Annotated in this window: 20 protein-coding genes; 8 read left to right on the forward strand and 12 right to left on the reverse strand. The window is 47.1% G+C overall.

Annotated elements, in window-relative coordinates:
- The coding region (locus tag JOC27_RS09395) for a hypothetical protein (RefSeq protein ID WP_205007043.1) at positions 1–279 on the forward strand (279 nt) is incomplete at its 5' end.
- Positions 280–344: 65 nt separating this feature from the next.
- On the opposite strand, the gene JOC27_RS09400 is transcribed toward JOC27_RS09395, so the two are convergent.
- Positions 345–953 (reverse strand): LysE family translocator, encoded by a 609-nt coding sequence (locus tag JOC27_RS09400; protein ID WP_205007044.1) that lies wholly within the window; start codon positions 951–953, stop codon positions 345–347.
- Positions 954–955: 2 nt separating this feature from the next.
- Positions 956–1,390 carry an Lrp/AsnC family transcriptional regulator gene (locus JOC27_RS09405; protein WP_205007045.1) on the reverse strand — a complete coding sequence of 145 codons (435 nt, stop codon included), beginning with the start codon at positions 1,388–1,390 and terminating at the stop codon, positions 956–958.
- A gap of 267 nt (positions 1,391–1,657) precedes the next feature.
- Between JOC27_RS09405 and JOC27_RS09410 the strand changes: the two genes are divergently transcribed.
- Positions 1,658–2,878 (forward strand): EAL and HDOD domain-containing protein, encoded by a 1,221-nt coding sequence (locus tag JOC27_RS09410; protein WP_239530232.1) that lies wholly within the window; start codon positions 1,658–1,660, stop codon positions 2,876–2,878.
- Positions 2,879–3,182: 304 nt separating this feature from the next.
- On the opposite strand, the gene JOC27_RS09415 is transcribed toward JOC27_RS09410, so the two are convergent.
- Complete coding sequence (locus JOC27_RS09415) at positions 3,183–5,174, reverse strand: beta-glucoside-specific PTS transporter subunit IIABC (protein WP_205007046.1); 1,992 nt, start codon at positions 5,172–5,174, stop codon at positions 3,183–3,185.
- An 825-nt stretch (positions 5,175–5,999) separates the two neighbouring features.
- The gene (locus JOC27_RS09420; RefSeq protein ID WP_205007047.1) at positions 6,000–6,797 is read right to left on the reverse strand and encodes a GNAT family N-acetyltransferase; all 798 of its coding nucleotides are present in this window, start codon (positions 6,795–6,797) and stop codon (positions 6,000–6,002) included.
- A gap of 232 nt (positions 6,798–7,029) precedes the next feature.
- Between JOC27_RS09420 and JOC27_RS09425 the strand changes: the two genes are divergently transcribed.
- Positions 7,030–7,866, forward strand: a complete 837-nt coding sequence (locus JOC27_RS09425; RefSeq protein ID WP_205007048.1) for a lipoate--protein ligase family protein — start codon at positions 7,030–7,032, stop codon at positions 7,864–7,866.
- Between the two features lie 132 nt (positions 7,867–7,998).
- A complete protein-coding gene (locus JOC27_RS09430) occupies positions 7,999–8,628 on the forward strand; it encodes a L,D-transpeptidase (RefSeq protein ID WP_239530233.1) in 630 nt (209 codons plus the stop codon).
- 40 nt (positions 8,629–8,668) lie between these two features.
- On the opposite strand, the gene JOC27_RS09435 is transcribed toward JOC27_RS09430, so the two are convergent.
- Positions 8,669–8,950 carry a hypothetical protein gene (locus JOC27_RS09435; protein ID WP_205007049.1) on the reverse strand — a complete coding sequence of 94 codons (282 nt, stop codon included), beginning with the start codon at positions 8,948–8,950 and terminating at the stop codon, positions 8,669–8,671.
- A 277-nt stretch (positions 8,951–9,227) separates the two neighbouring features.
- Here JOC27_RS09435 and JOC27_RS09440 point away from each other — a divergent pair, with 277 nt between their 5' ends.
- Positions 9,228–10,280, forward strand: coding sequence for a hypothetical protein (locus tag JOC27_RS09440; RefSeq protein WP_205007050.1), 1,053 nt, complete (start codon positions 9,228–9,230; stop codon positions 10,278–10,280).
- Positions 10,281–10,429: 149 nt separating this feature from the next.
- Here the strand turns inward: JOC27_RS09440 and JOC27_RS09445 are convergent, their stop codons facing one another.
- From JOC27_RS09445 to JOC27_RS09470, 6 genes are all read right to left on the reverse strand, one after another.
- The gene (locus tag JOC27_RS09445; protein WP_205007051.1) at positions 10,430–11,392 is read right to left on the reverse strand and encodes an ABC transporter permease; all 963 of its coding nucleotides are present in this window, start codon (positions 11,390–11,392) and stop codon (positions 10,430–10,432) included.
- Positions 11,385–12,320, reverse strand: a complete 936-nt coding sequence (locus JOC27_RS09450) for an ABC transporter ATP-binding protein (RefSeq protein WP_205007052.1) — start codon at positions 12,318–12,320, stop codon at positions 11,385–11,387. Before JOC27_RS09450 ends, JOC27_RS09445 begins: the two co-directional genes overlap by 8 nt.
- On the reverse strand, positions 12,310–13,002 hold the full coding sequence (locus tag JOC27_RS09455; protein WP_205007053.1) for an ABC transporter ATP-binding protein: 693 nt from the start codon (positions 13,000–13,002) through the stop codon (positions 12,310–12,312). The genes JOC27_RS09450 and JOC27_RS09455 overlap by 11 nt, the downstream gene beginning before the upstream one ends.
- Positions 12,999–13,385, reverse strand: coding sequence for a GntR family transcriptional regulator (locus JOC27_RS09460; protein WP_205007054.1), 387 nt, complete (start codon positions 13,383–13,385; stop codon positions 12,999–13,001). Before JOC27_RS09460 ends, JOC27_RS09455 begins: the two co-directional genes overlap by 4 nt.
- Positions 13,386–13,414: 29 nt before the next feature.
- Entirely contained in the window at positions 13,415–14,167 is a 753-nt protein-coding gene (locus JOC27_RS09465) for a hypothetical protein (protein ID WP_205007055.1), read from the reverse strand.
- 382 nt (positions 14,168–14,549) lie between these two features.
- The gene (locus JOC27_RS09470; protein WP_205007056.1) at positions 14,550–15,497 is read right to left on the reverse strand and encodes a CPBP family intramembrane glutamic endopeptidase; all 948 of its coding nucleotides are present in this window, start codon (positions 15,495–15,497) and stop codon (positions 14,550–14,552) included.
- 303 nt (positions 15,498–15,800) lie between these two features.
- On the opposite strand from JOC27_RS09470, the gene JOC27_RS09475 reads away from it, so the two are divergent.
- Positions 15,801–16,274, forward strand: a complete 474-nt coding sequence (locus tag JOC27_RS09475) for a hypothetical protein (protein WP_205007057.1) — start codon at positions 15,801–15,803, stop codon at positions 16,272–16,274.
- Positions 16,275–16,696: 422 nt separating this feature from the next.
- Here the strand turns inward: JOC27_RS09475 and pta are convergent, their stop codons facing one another.
- Positions 16,697–17,689, reverse strand: coding sequence for a phosphate acetyltransferase (pta, locus tag JOC27_RS09480; RefSeq protein ID WP_205007058.1), 993 nt, complete (start codon positions 17,687–17,689; stop codon positions 16,697–16,699).
- Positions 17,690–17,872: 183 nt separating this feature from the next.
- Between pta and hemQ the strand changes: the two genes are divergently transcribed.
- Positions 17,873–18,646, forward strand: a complete 774-nt coding sequence (gene hemQ / locus JOC27_RS09485; RefSeq protein ID WP_415641055.1) for a hydrogen peroxide-dependent heme synthase — start codon at positions 17,873–17,875, stop codon at positions 18,644–18,646.
- A gap of 332 nt (positions 18,647–18,978) precedes the next feature.
- Entirely contained in the window at positions 18,979–20,184 is a 1,206-nt protein-coding gene (locus JOC27_RS09490; protein ID WP_205007060.1) for an NAD(P)/FAD-dependent oxidoreductase, read from the forward strand.
- Positions 20,185–20,455: the final 271 nt, after the last annotated feature.

The following is a 20,455-nucleotide window of genomic DNA, read 5'->3' on the forward strand; positions in this document are numbered from 1 at the left end:
TCGGTGCGACTTTTCCTCGATTTGGTGCGACTCTCAAAATTCGGTGCGACTTTCTTTGATTTAGGAGCGACTTTTCCGAATTTCGGTGCGACTTTCCTTGATTTAGGAGCGACTTTTCCGAATTTCGGTGCGACTTTCCTTGATTTAGGAGCGACTTTTCCGAATTTCGGTGCGACTTTCCTTGATTTAGGAGCGACTTTTCCGAATTTCGGTGCGACTTTTCCTCGATTTGGTGCGACTCCTGAAATTCGGTGCGACTTTTCCTCGATTCGGAGTTAATCTTCGGGGATCAATCCATGTCTTGAGAGATCAAGCTTTCCCGTAAGCTTAACTTGCCTCAATCATTAGAGAAAGGTGGTGATTTGGCTGATAATCAGCCGCAAGCCGAAGAAAACAAATAACGCGCCAAGTATGTAATCAATGACCGGGGTGTTCGCCACCTTGAGCCAGCGTTTGACGAAACTGCCAAACAAGCATACGAGGCCGAGAAAAAACACGGTGGAAAACAGGCAACCTGAAGCATAAAGAATGGGTCCGCTGGCGTCTGTCCATTTTTTCAGAGCCATTGCTGAAGCAAATATCCCGGACCAGAAAATTATCGACATTGGGTTCAGTAGGGTAATCTTCAGTCCTGAGAAAAAACTGTTACCGAGCACTGCTTCGCCTGACTCTGAACGCTGGCGGGCATTGCGTATCATTCGAATGCCCCAAATCAAGAGGACGACAGCACCTGTCAGACTGATTATCAGGCGCAGTGCGGGAAAATGAAAGAGCGCGGTCAGCGTTGTCATGGAAAGCGCGATATAAATGCCGTCTCCTAGGGTTACGCCGAGGGTCATCTTCATCCCTTCTCTGAACCCGCGCGTCAAAGCGACATTAATCACGCCGAAAAAAACAGGGCCAATCGAAAATTGCAATAGCATGCCAAGCCCAAAACCAGAAATAAAAGACATATTCATCCAGCCTCCTTGATGCAGGAAAGTGCGATCAGCGTATTCGTCCGGCGGATACCGCTTATCTTTTTCAGATAACTGGATAGAAACGTCTCCAGCTCTTCAGTGCCAGAACTTGCGACTTTGAGTAGATAATCATATTCGCCGGCAAGATGGTGGCAAGCGAGTACATGCGTCGATTGCAACACCTTTTCGGTAAATTCCGGGATTGCTCGCGGCGAATCGAGTGTAACGAAAATAAATGCCATTAGCGGTCTACCCACTTTTTTTTGATTTAGACGAACTGTATAGGATTCAATGATCCGCTGCTGCTCCAATTTGCGAATCCGCTCGGAAACAGCTGGCACTGTCAAATGAATATGACGGCTGATTTCTGACAATTGCATCCGAGCATTGCTCTTTAATAAATCAATGATTTTTTCATCTATTGCATCCATGGCAACGGACCTTTCTTAATATTTTCAGATAATTATACCTATTTTCATCATGATATTAAATAGGTATCGGTAATAAATTAATATTATTTTTTTTTATAAAAATATAGTTTAAATATTTAAGTGTTAATTTTCCTAGATAGATCAAGCCCTCGAACCTGATGACTCACGCATGAATTCACTAGATTTTAAAAGATGTCTGTTGTTTGGTTTCTATTATTCATGCTATGATGGAAGCGGTATATCACCTATTTTCGTGAGAATCGAGAGATGAACAGATTGGAAGTTTATGTGGCGCGTCAGCCTATTTTTGACAGAGAAATGAATCTTTATGGCTATGAGCTGCTGTATCGCAAAAGCGAGAACAATTTCTTTGAAGGCATTGACGATGACCGAGCGACAGCTGCCGTACTGGCAAACTCTGTACTCGTGATGAATTTTAACCATTTAATTGACAGAACACGTGGTTTCATCAATTTTCCTCAGAATTTCCTGACACATGAACTGCCACGTCTGCTCCCGCCTCAGAAAGTGGTTGTTGAAATACTCGAAACCGTCGCCGTCACAAAGGAAGTCATTGCCGCCTGCAAAATGCTGAAGTCTTACGGTTATACGCTGGCGCTCGATGATTTTACGCTGCATCCCGATTATTTCACGTCGGGTCTCATTGATCTGGTGGATATTATTAAAATTGAATATCCGCGCATTAGTCTATCGGACCAGCAAGCCTTGATCCAGCGCTATCAGTCGCGCATCCTTTTCCTTGCGGAGAAAATTGAGTCCGCTGAGGATTATGAACAAGCAAGAACTATGGGTTATAAATTGTTTCAGGGCTATTTCTTCAGCAAACCGATGATTCTCAATCGCACGGATATTCCCACGTTGAACGAATCCATTCTCAAATCTTTGCGCGAATTAAAACGCAAGGAACCCGATTTTTATAAAATGTCGAAATGGCTAGCAGGCGATGTTGGCTTATCTTATAAGATCATCCGCTTGTCCAATCTCGCCGGTTATGGCAGTATTCTCCCGATTCGCTCCATCCGTCAGGCCTTGGCGCGAATCGGTATTTCCGATCTGCGGCAATGGATGAATGTCATGCTTCTTCAGGATCTGAAAAGCGCCGAAAATAACGAATTAATCAAAATGTCAACGATTCGCGGAAAGATGCTGGCGCAACTCGCCCATGAATGCGGACAAGAGAAGCGCGAACCCGTTTTCCTGATCACCGGATTGTTCTCATCACTTGATGATTTGTTGAATGATTCGATGGCGCATATTGTCCAAAAGCTGTCGTTGACTGATGAGGTGAGTCGCGCCTTGCTTGGTGAAAAAAACGACTTGCGCATGCACCTTGACGCGCTGCTTTCTTTTGAACGGGCGGATTGGCCGAGTTTGGGCCGCTATCTCAATGAATCGGAAATTCCGTTTGAACGCTATATGCAGATTTATTTAAATGCCCTGAATTGGCAGCAGACGCTGAGCTTTTAAGCGGTCGAATGGTGCCTCAACTCGAAAACAGGCGTATTTTCGCGCCCCGTTTTCCACGCAAAATCCACCTAAGATAAACTTGGCATAGCCAAGTCTTTTTTTGCAAAAATTACGCTCCGGTTGCTCGCTTGCCGCGGGCGCCGCGCGTCTCCTCAGACAAGCGAGAATCTGCGGGGTCTCACTTGGCTCGCTTTTCCCGCAGGGTCTCGCACCTTCGCTCCATTTTTGTGCAAAATCTACATACACTTTATCTTAAAAAAAAGGCCCAGTCCCACTTGAGGACTGAGCCTTTTTGATGATTGCTTTACTTTTTGTAAACTTTGACCAGTTCGTTGCCGGAATCTGTTGCACCGGTTTGCGGTGCGACGGCTGCGAATTCATTTGTATTGGTTACAAGAACCATCGTTGTACAGTCAAAGCCGGCTTCTGCAATCTTGTCTGGTTCGAAGGTGCCGAGAAGCTGGCCTTTGTGAACCGTGTCGCCAGCTTGTACGGAAGCCTCGAAATATTTACCGTTCAATTGAACCGTATTAATCCCAATGTGAATCAGCACTTCTGCACCGTCTTCCGACTTAAGCCCGTAAGCATGTCCGGTCGGGAAAACGACACTGACTTCGCCATCAACCGGGGAAACAAGTTGACCGGTCGACGGAACAATACCAACACCTTTACCCATCGCTTCGGAGCTGAATACCGGATCGTTCACTGTCTTCAGGGCAACTGCTTGGCCATCAAGCGGACTGAACACTGTATCCACGAGTTGCAGGCCTGTCGTATCAACAGCCGGTTCTTCTTCAACTGCTACCGCGGCTTCGCTTTTCGCCGCTTGTTTAGCGTTTACCGCAGCTGTCTTTTTCTCGGTTAGGCTTTTCTTACCGGAAGTGACTTTGGCAAACAATTTCTCAGTATTGCTTTCATTAAAGCCGAAAGCGAGAACGAGCGCAAAGGACGAGAGCCACGCAATCACACCAGCAATTCCGGCCATCATGACACTCGAGTTGTGCCCGATAAACAGCGGCATTTCGAAGATGTTCATAATCGGTGTATATTGGAAACATTTTACTCCAGCAGCACCGATCACGGCGCCACCGATCGCACCGCCAATCAAACCGAAAATAAATGCTTTTTTATACTTCAAATTGATACCGTATATCGCTGGCTCTGTAATTCCGAAGAAGGCACTGATCAAGGCGGAAATGGCGATTTCTCGATTTTTCAGTTTCTTCGCCCGAATAGCTGCAGCAGTGACCGCGCCGAACTGGCCGATTACCGCAACGAACATGACTGCGAGCAAAGTATCATAGCCGTAGGCTTTGATATTGATCAGAGAAATTGGCAGGATTCCCCAGTGCAGACCAAAAATAACAAAGATTTGGAACGTGCCGCCAAGGATAGCGCCTGCGACAAGCGGGCTCAAATTATAAAGAAATTTATAACCGTAAGCCAGTACCATGCCCAGGCCATTGCCAAGTGGTCCGATGATGAAGAACGTCAGCAGACCAGCGACAATCAAAGTAAGAAAAGGTACAAAGACAAGCTGCATGACGTCTGGAATATGTTTTTTAAACCAGCGTTCGATATAGCTTTCCAGCCAAATGGCGAGGATCGTCGGAATAACTGCGCCGCCATAAGTTTTGAAATTAACGGCATAACTTCCCAAATGCGTTAAATCAGGAATTTTCGCGTCTGTCAGCGGATAAACCATCGCCGCAGCAAGAGCTACTGCGATAAATCGGTTGGTATTAAACTTATCCGCGGCCGTAATCGCAATAAATATTGGAAGAAAAACAAATACGCCGGTAGCCAACGCATCAATACTGATGTAAATCGGTGAACGGGCCGGCAGCAGATTAAACGTGGCGATCAAGATTGCAAGACCTTTGAGTACACCCGCCCCTGCCAAGACGGAGATAAATGGCGTAAAAATACCAGACAGAACAGCGACAAATTTTTCAAACCATTTTTCTTTCTCGGCGGCTTCTTCGACTGGATCAGTGCCGTCCGCACGCAATCCCGTTGACGTTTCACTGTCAACCGCGCTAAAACGATACGTATCCATAATTGTATCAAAGACTGGGACCACTTCGTCGCCAATAACCACTTGATACTGTCCGCCGGCGCTGACCGCGGTTAAGACCTTCGGCAACTCTTCAAGTGCCGCTTTATTCGCCTTCGACGTGTCTTTCAGGCGAAAGCGCAGGCGGGTGGCGCAATGAATCAATGAATTCACATTATCTTTACCCCCAACGTTGGCAACAATATCATTTGCCAACTGGGTGTAATCTTTCTTGGCCATCTCATATCCTCCTATAAAACGTTTGCAAAATATATTTTACATTATGAGGTTTATTTTATCAAAATTTTTTTCATATTGATGTGACGGCAAAGTGACCGTTTCCGGTGAAAAACACCGAGTACTTATTTGTTGCAAATAGGCTCTGGCTGCTCGCTTGCCGCGGGCGATCCGTGAGCCTCCTCAAACAGGCTAGAATCTGCGGGGTCTCACTTGGCTCGCTTTTCCCGCAGGCGTCTCGCACCTTCGCTGTAATTTTTCTTGGAAAATCATATCCGTTCTTTTTTGTCGAGAAAAACGAGATACTTTCTTGTAACAATTACGCTCCGGTCGCTCGCTTGCCGCGGGCGATCCGTGAGCCTCCTCAAACAGGATAGAATCTGCGGGGTCTCACTTGGCTCGCTTTTCCCGCAGGCGTCTCGCACCTTCGCTGTAATTTTTCACGCAAAATCATATCCGTTCTTTTTTGTCGAGAAACACAGTGTACTTATTTGTTGCAAATAGGCTCTGGATGCTCGCTTGCCGCGGGCGATCCGTGAGCCTCCTCAAACAGGCTAGAATCTGCGGGGTCTCACTTGGCTCGCTTTCCCGCAGGCGTCTCGCACCTTCGCTGTAATTTTTCTTGGAAAATCATATCCGTTCTTTTTTGTCGAGAAAAACGAGATACTTATTTGTAATAAATAGGCTCTGGCTGCTCGCTTGCCGAGCTTTTACCCTACCACCGGTTGCAGCAATTTTTTTATAGTTTTTCCTGAAACAGTTGATTTATGTTCTTTTAGAACCTTAATGGCGTGTTATCTACCGGTTTGATTTACCCGTTGACTTGCTTCAGCCATACCTAGCAACGATCCAATGGCCGATCGACTGAAAACCTAATTTTTCATAAATGCGTCCGGCATCCGGGTTGTCATAAAATAGACACGCGGTCTTGTGTTCCGCGCGGAGTGCCGCAAGGATTTTAATCAGACAGCTTGTCGCCAGACCTTGGCGCTGATAATCTGGAAGCGTGCAAACCCCAACAATCATCGCTGCCGATCGTGTTTCCGCGCTCGTCGATGCCGCACTAATCGCCCGATCATCTTTTTCTACATAAAAAGAACGCGAAATCCCTTTCTCCATATTTCGCTGCAACAAGTGGTGATCTTCTGAAAGGGCATGGAACGCCGGGATAGAAGCACGAAGGCGAACCATTTTTTCTGCCTCTTCAGGAAACAGCATACGAACGTCTTTCTGCTGTCCTTGCCCGTTCAGTGGCAGCGCCGCCTCCCGTTGCGCGTAACAGCACGTCTGCTTGGTCTTGAGTGGTTGCCAGATATAAGGCATCACCTGGCGCACCAGCATGTCCAGACCGGAAAGCTGTCTCATCCGTCCGTCCAAATTAATGATGCGGCCCCATCCCTCGGCATCTAGCTTTTCAAGCGATGGTGCATAGGGGATAAAATGATTAAAATAGCGCATCAGTACCGCAACCAACTGGCCATCCCCGTTGAAATCACCCCAGAGCGTCACTGGATCGTCAAATCCGTACGCTTCAATATCGCCGATGATAAAAAGATTTTCTGCCGGCTGTCTGTTCAAAAGTTCAAGAACCGTCTCTTTATCCGCGTTTGCCAATTTTCGAATCATTTATATCCCCCGTTTCTGCCCAAATTCCTGTCCCAGCAACCGCCAGGCATTCTTTTTATTTATTTTAGGCATCTTGATTTCAGAAAAAAGTGAGAATAAGCACAGCACGATTGCTCGATTTTCTATGTTTCATTAAGATTAATTTTTTCAGATCCAATCAATAATTTATAATTTTCGTGGACCAAGCTGTTATAATTTAATTGGAAAATTTCTGAGGAAAGGACAATGTGCGATGCGTGTTCTTTTGGAACAACCGGTCTGGCGAGTCATCGATCAATCGTCTTTTGGACCCTCTTTTGATGGAAAACAATCTTTTGCGATTGACGATGCGCTGTGCGCGTCCTGCGGCAGCGGACTTGCTCCGGCAACTGCCCGGTTGTGGGTTCATGACCAAACGATCATGCTTGGTATTCAGGACACACGCCTGCCTCATCTTGCCGACGGGCTTCGTGTCCTGCAAAACGCCGGGTATCGATTCGTTGCTCGGAATTCCGGCGGACTCGCCGTTGTTCTTGATCGCAATGTACTCAATCTCTCGCTGGTTTTTTCAGAGAAAGATCGCGCGCTCTCCATTGATGAGACCTACCAAGCGATGGCCGATTTAATCGAAGAATTGCTCAGTCCGTATCATCTTCAGCCGCAAACGGGTGAGATCACCCATTCTTACTGTCCTGGGCGCTATGATTTGAGTTGCGACGGGCGTAAATTCGCCGGAATTTCGCAACGCCGCGTCAAGAAAGGCATCGCCGTCCAAATCTATCTTTGCGTCGCAGGCAGCGGTTCGGCACGCGCCGAGCTCATTCGCGCTTTTTATCAGGCAGGTTTGCAAGGCGAAAGGACGCCATTTGTCTATCCGGATATTTTCCCCGAATCGATGGCTTCACTGGAGGAACTCTCCGGACTGAAGCTGACCGTTGCAGAAATTTCCGCAGCGTTGCTACGCATTCTTCGGACACACGGCCGGCTTTCGGCTGAATCACTGACGCAAGAAGAAACACAATTGTTCGGCTATTATTATGAGCGGATGATTCGTCGGAATGAAAAAGCATTTAACAGTCTCGGAGAGTAATTGCTGCCACCTGAATCTGCCCATTGCAAGCGAAAGATTATAAAAAGCATAAACCGGAAACCCTTTTAATACCCATCACAATCAGCGCTAGCCCCGGAAATTTCACCGCATAGAGAGGAAGCAGTAAACACCATGAATTATGTTGCACGAAGCGGGTTTGCTCTGTCTGCATTGCTTATCGGATTGAATCTTGCTTCATGTTCTTTAATGAATCCCAATGCACAAATTGACCAAGCCTCTACTGTCAAACACGCTCAGACAGCAACGAAATTAGAAGCGACCAAAACCACTCCAAAAAAAGTCCAGGAAAAAAAGGTGACCGTGAACTGGAACAAGCCATCTGGAGGTCCTTATCCGAAACTTAAAAGCGGCGAACCTATCTGGATCGACGTGTCGATTAAAGACCAACGCGTCTATATAAAAGACGGCGACAAAACGATCTATACGATGATTGCTTCGACTGGTCTCGATACCGATCCGCAAACAACGACGCCAACGGGTACCTATTATATTCAAGGCGAACGCGGTAAATGGTTTTATTCGCCGCGCTACAAAGAGGGTGCTGAATACTGGGTTTCCTGGAAAAATCATGGCGAATTCCTGTTTCACAGCGTGCCAATGAATGAAGATAAAAAGGTTCTCGCGGCAGACGCCGCACGGCTCGGGGAAAAGGATTCTCATGGCTGTGTGCATTTGACGGTACCGGATGCCAAATGGATCTATGAAAATATCGCCTACAATACAAAAGTCGTGATTCATTAATGAATCACGACTTTTTTCTTTGCATCCATTCTATGCTGCTTTAAAAGGCTGGGTTCGGCAGCGCTTGCGGCAGTAGTCTTGCGGCTAGGTGCTTTAACTGTTTTGTATGCTCGCCTTCGATAACAATCAAGCAATCCTTGTCCTGTGAAAAGGTAAGGAGTAACACGGAGAGCAGCTGCGGCAGCTTATGAATTTGTTCCAAATAATTTTTCCCAGAGACATAGACGGTCACGCCTAATTTTTCGCAAGCTTTGTAGAAATGGATCATATTTTTCAGGCGAAAGGCGTAGGGACGCGCTTTGAAAGAGAAAATATGTTTCAATAGAATTCCCCTCGAATCTTGAATAGTTTTGGTAATATTGTCCTTATCGCACAATCTGATCATAGCGCGACAATATGAACGAATGATTAAATTCAGGTATCTTTACAAATAAATCGTAAAAATACTGTTTTTACTCGGCAACAAGACGACTGTTCCTCGGTTGTCGACGTTATGTGACTGATCTAGTCCTTGTTTGTATCGAATGCGCTCCGGCTGCTCGCTTACCGCGGGCGATCCGTGAGCCTCCTCAGACAGGCTAGAATCTGCGGGGTCTCACTTGGCTCGCTTTTCCCGCAGGCGTCTCGCGCCTGCGCTCATTTCTTACGCAAAAAACATGTTGCAATTTTATGCCTCGGCTGTTGATCGGTATGCGGCTGATGTCCAGTCCTTGTTTGTATCGAATGCGCTCCGGCTGCTCGCTTGCCGCGGGCGATCCGTGAGCCTCCTCAGACAAGCTAGAATCTGCGGGGTCTCACTTGGCTCGCTTTTCCCGCAGGCGTCTCGCGCCTGCGCTCCTTTCTTACGCAAAAAACATGTTGCAATTTTATGCCTCAGCCGATGCCTAGCGCTCTACTCTGTCGATGTTCATGCCTACTCTGTCGATGGTGCATCCTACTCTGTCGATAGTGCGTCCTACTCTGTCGATGCTACGCCCTTCTCTGTCGATGGTGCGTCCTACTCTGTCGATGTTACGCCTTACTCTGTCGATGTTCATGCCTACTCTGTCGATGGTGCGCTCTACTCTGTCGATGCTACGCCCTACCCTGTCGATGTTCGGCTCTACTCTGTCGATGTTCATGCCTACTCTGTCGATGGTGCGTCCTACTCTGTCGATGGTGCGCTCTACTCTGTCGATGTTCATGCCTACTCTGTCGATGGTGCCCCCTACTCTGTCGATGCTACGCCCTACTCTGTCGATGGTGCCCCCTACTCTGTCGATGTTCGGCTCTACTCTGTCGATGCTACGCCCTACCCTGTCGATGTTCGGCTCTACTCTGTCGATGTTCATGCCTACTCTGTCGATGCTACGCCCTACTCTGTCGATGTTGTGCTCTACTCTGTCGATGTTGTGCTCTACTCTGTCGATGGTGCGCTCTACTCTGTCGATGGTGCGTCCTACCCTGTCGATGTTACGCCTTACTCTGTCGATGTTGTGCTCTACTCTGTCGATGTTACGCCTTACTCTGTCGATGTTGTGCTCTACTCTGTCGATGCTACGCCTTACTCTGTCGATGCTACGCTCTACTCTGTCGATGTTACGCCTTACTCTGTCGATGCTGTGGCTGACATTGGGATCTCACTATCTGATTTTCGTCCAGAAAGCGGATGAGGAAAACTTGACGTGACCCAATCCTTTTTCTGATTTCTTTTCAATTGATTGCTACTGCAGCTGCATTTTTCGCATAAATCCTATTCAAATTGAAAAAAGTCCTGATGCAGCAGTTCACATCAGGACTTTTTCATATTTTCCAAGATCGCTTAAGCTTTAATATCGCGTCTTGTAAAAAAGACCCAGCCCACGAGCACGAAGACGCTATAATAAACTGCGAGCACGGCGATCGAGAAACCGAGGGTCATCTCGCTACGCAGGGGCACACCGTTCGTATATTGCGTTAAGTCTGTATTGGCGAACAGAATATATTTTACCCAATCAAAACGACTGAGGAGTTGTACAGCGATTGGACCGGCCATCATCATGAAAATTGAGAGACCTATCGCGAGTCCGCCGTTCCGGAAGACAGCGGCAATCAGTCCGGCTGCCGTGACAGTCATCACCAGTGACACACAGTCGAGCAGATAAGTTTGCCAGACGGCCAAGGTCCAACTTGTTTGGTGTACCACGCCATTTGAATAAACTAGATGTGCCTCAGAAGCGCTATCGAAACCGAAGCAAATGCCGCCGACAATCCATGAAGCGACAAAGAGTACGATCAAGCTCAGGACAGTAAATAAAAGTGCGGACACATATTTAGAAAGCAGAATCTCCGTCCGGTAAATCGGCCGGATCAGCAGCAATTTAATCGTTCCTGAATCAAATTCACTGGCGATCGACGTCGCCACGACAATAACCGTGAATACACCAATAATTGTGATCATATTGCCGGCGACTGCCATAACAAACTGCCACAACGTTTCGCTCGATGACGGTTTGAGATTATGCTTGATTCGGTATTGATTGATCGCGATGTTCTTTTTAAATGTTTCATAGACCTGTTTATCGGCTTTGAGTGAAGGCAGTTGTTTTTTATCCTGGTTGATCTGCGCTTGAAGTTGCTGTTTCCAATGCGTCGTTGCCGTAGTGCTTGGCTGTGGCGTATTGAAACGGAGAATCATGCCAACGAGAAGAACAAGTCCGATTAAAATCGCGATCATGACTTTAAATGAACCGCGGCGATAGATTTTCATATTTTCATTTTGAAGCAAGCCAGCGAATTTATTCAACACTTTTCCCTCCCGTCACTTCAAGAAAGCGTTGCTCCAGTGATTTCTTCACGGCAACAACCGCATAAATTTTGACTTTCGAAAGCACTAACGTGTCAATAATAACTGGAATCTTCTCTTTTTCGAGCGTCATCTCTAGCGTATCGTCATCGGCAAGCACCGCTTCGAGCGACAATTTGTCTTTGATAACTTTTGCTGCAAACGCACAGTCATCGACTGTGAGCCGTACCGTTTGGCCCCCTTCGTTGACAAAGGTGTTGACTGTCTCAACGCCAACCAGTTTTCCTTTTTGAAGAATGCCAATGCGATCGCACATCAACTGCATCTCCGACAATAGGTGGCTGGAGACAACCACGGCCACATGCTCTTCACGTGAAAGTTGGTGCAGATAATGACGCAGATCATGGATGCCTTGGGGATCAAGACCATTTGTCGGTTCATCAAGAATCAGGACAGCGGGCCGATGTAGCAATGCCTGCGCCACGCCAAGGCGCTGCCGCATCCCGAGCGAGTATTTCTTCACCTTGTCGTGAATACTGTTTTCCAAGTGTACCCGTTTCACGACCTCGTCAATCCGCTCCTTGTCGACGCCGGAAACCATCCGCGCATAGTGGACCAGGTTCTGGTAGCCGGTCAGAAATTTGTACATCTCCGGGTTTTCAACAATCGCCCCAACCTGGCGAATCGCCTCCTTGAATGCCCCGCGTATGCTGTGTCCTTGAATATAAATATTGCCTTTTGTCATCCGCATCAAGCCGACAATCATTCGGATCGTCGTTGTTTTTCCGGCGCCATTTGGTCCAAGGAAACCAAATACTTCGCCGCGGTTAATTTCAAAGCTAAGATCATCAATAATCGTTTTTCGACCGATTTTCTTCGTCACATGCTCAAGGCGCACGGCCGGATCCGTGGTGGTGTTATTGCTCATAATTTTTCACCATCCAATCGACTAAATTTAATTTTTCTTTGTCTCTGATCGATTCGATACGCTCTGTTGCCACAACGGTGCCGTCTTTGAGCAGAATGACCGTATCGAGAAGTGGTTCAATTTCCGCAAGCTCGTGGGTCGTCAGAATAATTGTTTGTCGCTCGAGATCAATAAAGGAGAGCAAACCACGAATAATCGACTGCCGAACCATCGGGTCAAGTCCGGAAAGCGGTTCGTCCATTAAAATGAAGGGGACATCACGAGCCAGCGTCACGACAATCTTCAGACGAGCGCGGCTCCCTTTCGAGAGATCCTTCACTTTCTGCGCACGATCCAGTTTCATAAATTGTAGAATTTCTTCTGCTTTCTCGCGATTGAAATCGCTGAATGTCCGTGCATAGAAATCTACCGTCTGTTCAACTGTAAAAAAAGAATAATAGGCATCCAGCTCAGATAGATAGGCCACTTTAGCGCAGATGCGCCGATTGGCTAATTTCCCCTCGACAAGCACAGTTCCTTTGCTCGGCCGTATCAGACCTGCAATCAGCTTGAGCGTTGTCGATTTCCCGCTACCGTTGGACCCAATTAAGCCGATAATATGCCCTGGTTCTATTTGCAGGTTGACATTATTCAATGCCTTCTTGACCAGATAGCGTTTTGATACGTTTTCCAGCTGGATCATGATTGACCCTCTCCCCCTTCATTCTGTTTGAAATAATCGTTCAGACTTTTCACAATTTCCGCCTCCGTGCAGCCGATATCCTTCATTTGACGGACAAAATGATTGATGTGACGGCAGAGCAGCGCACGGCGCATCTGCTCAAGAATCTCAGGATCTTCTGTCACAAAGGTTCCCTGTCCTCTTTTTTTCACTGTTACACCGGATTCTTCCAGTTCGTGATAGGCGCGTTGCACCGTATTCGGATTGACCCCTGAGTCAATGGCCAATTCCCTGACAGACGGAAGCCTGCTGCCTGGTACTAGCGATCCGCGAATAATTTTGTTCTTGATGCGTTCGCACAACTGCAGATAAATCGGCGAAGACGGGTTAAATGGTTCTATCATATCTGTCACTCCTCATTACCGCATCGCTCTCATGAAACCTCAAGCCAGTGGTCCATAATCCAAGCAGAAAGGATGAATAAAACCGTTATTAAAAGGCCTTCAACAACAAAACTGCCAAAATAAATCGGAGTATGGAAAGCGTTGCCGATCCAGAATTTTGAAAAGCTGCGCGGCAGCGGTGCCCAATTATTGACCAATTTCAGCACGCCCCAGTCATTGAGCTTTTTCAGTAAATAAATGGCGGCGATCACTAGAGCAATCCCAATTAGGTATGCCCATTTCCCGGTTCTTGTCCGCAGGCTTGCCACAAGCAGCCAGAGAAGAATGGTCAAAATACCGAGGCCAAGCGCCACCCCGTAAATATAGATGACAACAATCACAGCTGCCCTGTAGCTATGCAAGTGTCGTAAATGCTCCTGGATCGTTATCGAATACAGATAGCCCATCCAAGTATAGGCACCTGCAATCAGTAAAGACGCGGTCATATTCACTAAACCAGCTGCCAACTTGGCTGCAAGTAGCTCGCTTCCGGGCAGCGGACTATGCAGCCAGAGATACATTGTCTTTCGCTCCAAGAAGGCGTTAAACAGCATATACCCACATAGATAGAAAGAATGAAAGACAATCAGCATAATACCTACGTAGGCAATCGTATCCAAACGATAGCTTCGATAAGCCACATAAATACCCATACCCATCAACAATATCTCAAACAAAAGAAAGGTTAAGAAAGTCAGTCCACTGAGTCTGAGTTCTTTCTTAAATAGAGCGATCCATGCCATTTCTTCTTACCTCCATCATTCACGTGTCTCTGTATTAGTTAAATAGTACACTGAACGTGTAGATCTGTCAATGGCCACTCTCGACCTGCCAACGGCCCAGTGTCCGAATGACGGCCATTTAACGATAATTTTTGGCTGAAAAAGCCAGTAAGAAAAGCTTGGCAAGTCTTTGTTTTGCAAAAATTACGCTACAGTCGCTCGCTTGCCGCGGGTGCTGCGCGTCTCCTCAGACAAGCTAGAATCTGCGGGGCCCACTTGGCTTGCTTTCTCGCAAGGTGCCAGCGCACCTCCGCTTCATTTTCTCGGCCTTATCTATAAAAAAAGACGGCGATCTTATGCATCCCCGATCGTCGTCTTTATTTCTCGCTCTAGAAGGCTGTTTTTACAATTTTTCAATTCCAAGCATTGTGCTAATAATATTGGAAATAATTAATATCAGAATAGGGATCGATGTATAAAACGCGACAAAGGCAGCCTTATTGGGCCGGTTCTCCCTGAACCAAGCACGAATCGCCAGGCGATAATGCCAAATCAGCCAAATGGCGACGGCAACAGGCAGAATAGAGCATACGAGATTCAGACTTGTACCAATCAAACCGGAGCTCGGCACAAGGTCAGAGAAAAGCTCGCCCAATGTGTTATTCGCGATATGGATCAAGATGGTGAGCTTGATCGAATATGTTTTCGCCAAATAGCCGAATATCAGACCAATGCCGAATGCATAGGGAAGCTGGATGATATTTTCATGCATCAGGCCGAAAAGAAGCGCCGAGGTGACAATGGCAAAAAAGCTTCCGAACTTCTCCAGACTGCGGAGGATAAAACCCCGGTACAGAAATTCCTCAAGAACAGGGGCAATAAGACAAGTGTAAACAAGCATACTGATCGTCGTTGAGCCGTCCAAGACTTGTTCAGAAGGTTTCGCCGTAAAGCCGATCGCATGCAGCAGGGCATCCGTTGGGTAGCTAAGCAGTCCGAGTACCGTGTTGACGCCGAGAACGAGAAAGAGCGAGACAAGAAAGACTTTCACCGTTATCTTTTTATTTCTTGCTGTGAGGTCGTCTGTAAAAAACCGCTTGCGCCGGAAACAGAGAATCGGAATGAATGCAAAGATAACTGCAAAAATCATCGGCCAGCCGTTTTGAGACAATTTATTCTCTAATTGATTGAGATTGACATGTGATCCTTGGATCTGATAAGCCGCTATCGCGGCACCGATTCCGTAGGCAAAAACAACGAGCAGCAGGAGAAGATGCTGGGCATTCAGAATCCAACCGAACCCGCGAATCCCCTTCTTGATGGCGCGTCTTTGTTTCGTTTTCTCGCTCATCTATCCAACCCCAATCTAAGAAAAGCTTGGCTTGGCCAAGACCACTTTGCTTCGGGCACTTGGTTGCCATGGGCGCCAGAACGCCTTCGCTGTATTTTTCGCGCAAAGTCTTATACATTTTTAACTAATGAGAAAAACTTAACTTAGCCAAGTGTTCTTTTCAATAAATGTGCTTCAGGCACTCGATTGCCGTGGGACTATAATTGGCCCAAAGGGCATCCCCACGCCCCGCATCGATTTGCTCTTCTCCCTATGCTATAATGAACCGAAGAAATCCGTCAAATAGGAGTTGATCACTTTTTTATGCTTGATTATCAGCAAAAGTTAGCCATCATTGCGTCTTTCCCAGAACTTTCGCGAAAAGAAGTTTCGCTTGGACGCGTCAATTTTCAATACAGCGGCAGTGCGTCAGAAAAAAAGAACGTTGTCTATCACTTGCATCCAAACGGCAATGGTTTTGTCTATGCCAAGGGTCTCGACGGTTATGATGCCGACAGCAAGGGAATGGTCAATATTCGTGAGTTTTCAGAGGACGAGCTGCGAACGATTTTAAAGCAAGCGATCCATGCGCTCTCACCTGAAGGCGTCTATGAGGTAGCCACCCAGGGCGGGGTTGATCGCGAGATCTGGTCAACCCGCAGCGGACAACAGCTGCAAATCATCTATGAAAATGAGCTTTGGAATGTCTATGCCGGCGACTTGCTCGACGGAACGTTCCGAACGTATAACGAAGCCAAAGAATATTTGATTGAAGAAGGCTTCCATCCGCTTTCTTAAAAAATACGTGAATGACTCGCTACCCCATCCAAAGACTGTCCGCTGCGGGCAGTCTTTGTCTCTATTCCTTACATTTTGAAAGATGTAGTTAAGGCTTCGCTTGCGATCATTCAAAAGCAAATACCTTTGCTCGTTAGAAAAATTTGGCGTAGCTAAGTCTTTTTTCAACAATTGCGCTTCGGCTGCTCGCTTACCGCGGGCGCCGCGCGTCTGCTCAGACAAACTAGAATCTGTGGAGTCTCACCCGGCTCGCTTTTCCCGTAGGCATCTCGCTCCTGCGCTCCATTTTTTGTGTAAAATCTTATACATTCTTATCGCTTAAAAAAATCATCGAAAGAAAGGTCCTTCGATGATTTTAACGTATTCATTTTCGCTGCATCAATAGTGGAAAATACTTTTGGGACGGCCTTTTTTATTGCCACTCAGACGTGATGATGTTCCAAGGCCATGATCGCTTGTTTGGCTGTAATCAATGCCAATTTATAGACGTCATCGGCTGAGCAGCCACGCGACAGATCGTTCACCGGCTTATTCAGGCCTTGCAGAATCGGTCCGACTGCCGTATAGCCGCCGAGGCGTTGCACCATTTTATAGCCAATATTTCCGGCATCGATATTTGGAAAAATAAAGACATTGGCCTTGCCGGCGACGGGTGATCCCGGCGCTTTTTTATCGCCGACTGCCGGAACGTAAGCCGCGTCAAACTGCAACTCGCCGTCAACGAGCAACTCAGGATGTTCCGCTTTGACAATCGCGAGCGCGTGCGTAATTTTATCGACTTCCGGCCCTCTGGCTGATCCTTTCGTCGAAAAACTGAGCATGGCAATACACGGATCAATGCCAAATGAACGCGCCGTTTCTGCAGATTCAACCGTAATCTCAGCAAGGGTTTCGCTATCCGGCGAAATGTTGATCCCGCAGTCCGCGAAAACAAGCTCTTCGTTTCCCTTGACGAGAATGAACGCGCCGGATATACGCTTCTTTCCCGGTTGCGCTTTGATGATCTGCAGTGCCGGTCGAACCGTATCCGCTGTCGAATGCGCCGCGCCGCTAACCAGGCCGTCGGCTTCGTGCATATAAACCAGCATCGTCCCAAAATAGCATGGATCGTTCAGCCATTCCGCCGCCTGTTTGGCATCGGTCTTTCCCTTGCGCCGCTCAACCAATGCCTGAATCAGCTTCGGCATTTCCGGTTCATTCTGCGGGTCGCGCAATTTCAAAAGATCCTTATCTGCTAGGGCGCGAATTTCAGCGTCCATCGCTGTCTTGCTGCCGATCAAAACTGGAACAATCAATTCTTCTTCAGCCAGTTTCTTAACCGCGCAGATAATCCGCTCATCGTCACACTCCGGAAAAACAATGGATGGTTTCTGAGCCTTGACTTCTTCCTTCAATTTACTAAACAAATCTGCCATTTTCTTAAAAGCCTCCCATAGAATTATTTTGCCGGGCAACGTTGTCTTTATCTCACGTGTCCTAAAAAAACATCCGCATCATAATACTTATGTCTAGTATAAACCAATTTGATGATCAGAGCTGAACAATATTACAGGCGTTACGCGTCGAATCCTGTATTAAAGATATGTTATAGTTAGGAGGTGAGTGAGACAAAAGGAGTGAATCGAATGGCAGAAGCAGCGGAAACACTGGATGGGTGGTATTGTCTTCACGATTTCCGTACCATTAATTGGACTGAGTGGAAAGCATTTTCATCCGCTGAAAAACAGGAGGCAATCGCCGAACTGAATCAACTTTTTTCGGATTGGGATCTGAATCATCAGGTTCATGAGGGGAGCTACGGCATCTATTCGATTCTCGGACAGAAAGCCGATTTTGCTTTTATGCTCCTTCGTCCGACGATGGAAGAATTGTCTACTATTGAAACACAGTTTAATAAATCGAAATTTGCTGAAATCACGGAACCTGCCTATTCGTTTGTTTCTGTGGTCGAATTAAGCAATTATCTCGGATCCAAAAATGGTGATCCGTATGCGCATCCGCTCGTTCAAAAAAGACTGAAACCGACGCTTCCGGATATGGGCTACTTTTGCTTCTATCCGATGGATAAAAAGCGCCAGTACGGCGACAACTGGTACATGCTCCCGATGGAAGAACGCAAAAATCTGATGCGGAGCCACGGCCAAATCGGACGCAGCTATGCGGGAACGATTACTCAGATTATCACTGGCTCCGTTGGCCTCGATGACTGGGAATGGGGCGTAACTTTGTTCGCCAATGACCCGTTGCAATTTAAAAAGATTGTTTACGAAATGCGTTTTGATGAAGCGAGCGCGCGCTTTGGCGAGTTCGGCCCGTTCTATGTCGGCCTGCATCAATCGCCGGATGCTTTCATTCAATCGCTTTCGCTTTAATCGCGCATCGATAAACTGCGGATGTCTCAAAAGCCGATTTTTCGACTTTGGGACATCTTTTTTATTTTATGCAGTTAATCTGTTCTAAATGTACGTCTGGGGCTTGTTTACCACAGCCAGGGCTGGACCTCCTCCGACAAAGCGTCTGCAATGTCGCTGCAAATTTTCCAATTCGCTTCCCCTAAAAAAGTAAAATCCTGTAGCTCGCTTAACCATTTATAATTGTCCCGTTTACCGGGTAGTTTAAGGATGAAGGGTAATCAAACCGGCTTTTTTTGAGATTCTCCCTCCGCGCGATGGGAATAAAGCAGCCGCCAAAAGGAGCGAAACAAATGGAATTTTATCATGGAACCCCATACTGGCCGACAATGGAGAGCCAGCCGTCATCTACTCTTCAGTCCCGTCTTCCCGCCTCCCACTATGATGTGCTGATTGTTGGCACGGGCATGTCCGGGTCGTTATGCGCTCTGACGCTCGCACGCAGCGGTCTGCATCCGGTCATGCTGGATGAACGGGCGCTCGGTACCGGGAGCTCCTCTGCCAATACTGGACTTCTGCAATATTCGAATGACGTCATGCTTTGCGATCTCATCCAGCAGATTGGCGAAAAACCAGCCGTACGTTTCTATCGTCTTTGTCTCGAAGCTATCAATGAGTTGGAACAAACGGCGCAGTCATTGAATGGTTCCTGTGATTTTTTTCGGAGGAAAAGCTTCTATTATGCAAGCGCCTTGACTCACGTGGCAAAATTGAAAAAAGAATATGCCACTCTGCTTACGCACGGTTTCCCTGTCCGTTTTCTGAATCCGGCACAAATTGAGTCTGCCTATGGTTTTTCAAAGCATGGCGCCATGCTGACCACGGGTGATGCTGAAGTCAATCCGTTGAAATTCTGTCGAACCATTCATGAAACTTTGCTTGAGCATCACGAGGCAGACATTCTTGGCCAAACATCACTGCTAGATATTCACGAGGATGAAGACGGTGTCTCCGTGCAAACAACGGCCGGCAGTTTTAGAACGTCGGCGATCATCTTTGCCACTGGTTACGCGCCACCGCCTTTTTTAAATGAGAACAGAGCATTGATCAATCGAACATACGCGATCGCCACAGCCCCCGTCGCTAACCTTGACCGCTATTGGCCGGAGCAGGCTTTAATCTGGGAAACACGGCGCCCTTATCTTTATCTGCGTACGACCGTCGATCAGCGGATTATCGCTGGCGGTTTGGATGAGAAAAAAAATGAGTTGCCGGATCAACAAACGATTGACACTCATGCCGTGCGCCTGAAAAAAGAGATTGAAAAGTTGTTCCCCAACCTGCCTATCACTGTCGACTATGCATGGGGTGCTCTGTTCGGCGAATCCAACGATAATCTCCCTTATATAGGCCGTCACCCGAAGCGAAAACACCTGTATTATCTGCTTGGTTATGGCGGAAACGGAACCGTGTACAGCATGCTTGGCTCGATCATTTTGCGGGATTTGCTGCTTAAAGGAAATAGCCCGGATGCCGATTTGTTCCGACTCGATCGTTAGTCGAAGCTCGTTTGAACGGGTTTGGCCTAACTTTCGCGGACTCCTGAAATTCGATGCGACTTTTGTTGATTTAGGTGCGACTATTTCAGGATTCGGTGCGACTTTTGCTAGATTTGGTGCAGCTCTCAAAATTCGGTGCGACTTTCCTTGATTTAGGAGCGACTATTTCAAGATTCGGTGCAACTTTTGCTCGATTTGGTGCAACTCTCAAAATCCGGTGCGACTTTTCTTGATTTAGGAGCGACTATTTCAAGATTAGGTGCAACTTTTG

The sequence above is a fragment of the Sporolactobacillus spathodeae genome (assembly GCF_016908935.1).
GTDB classification, from domain to species: domain Bacteria; phylum Bacillota; class Bacilli; order Bacillales; family Sporolactobacillaceae; genus Sporolactobacillus; species Sporolactobacillus spathodeae.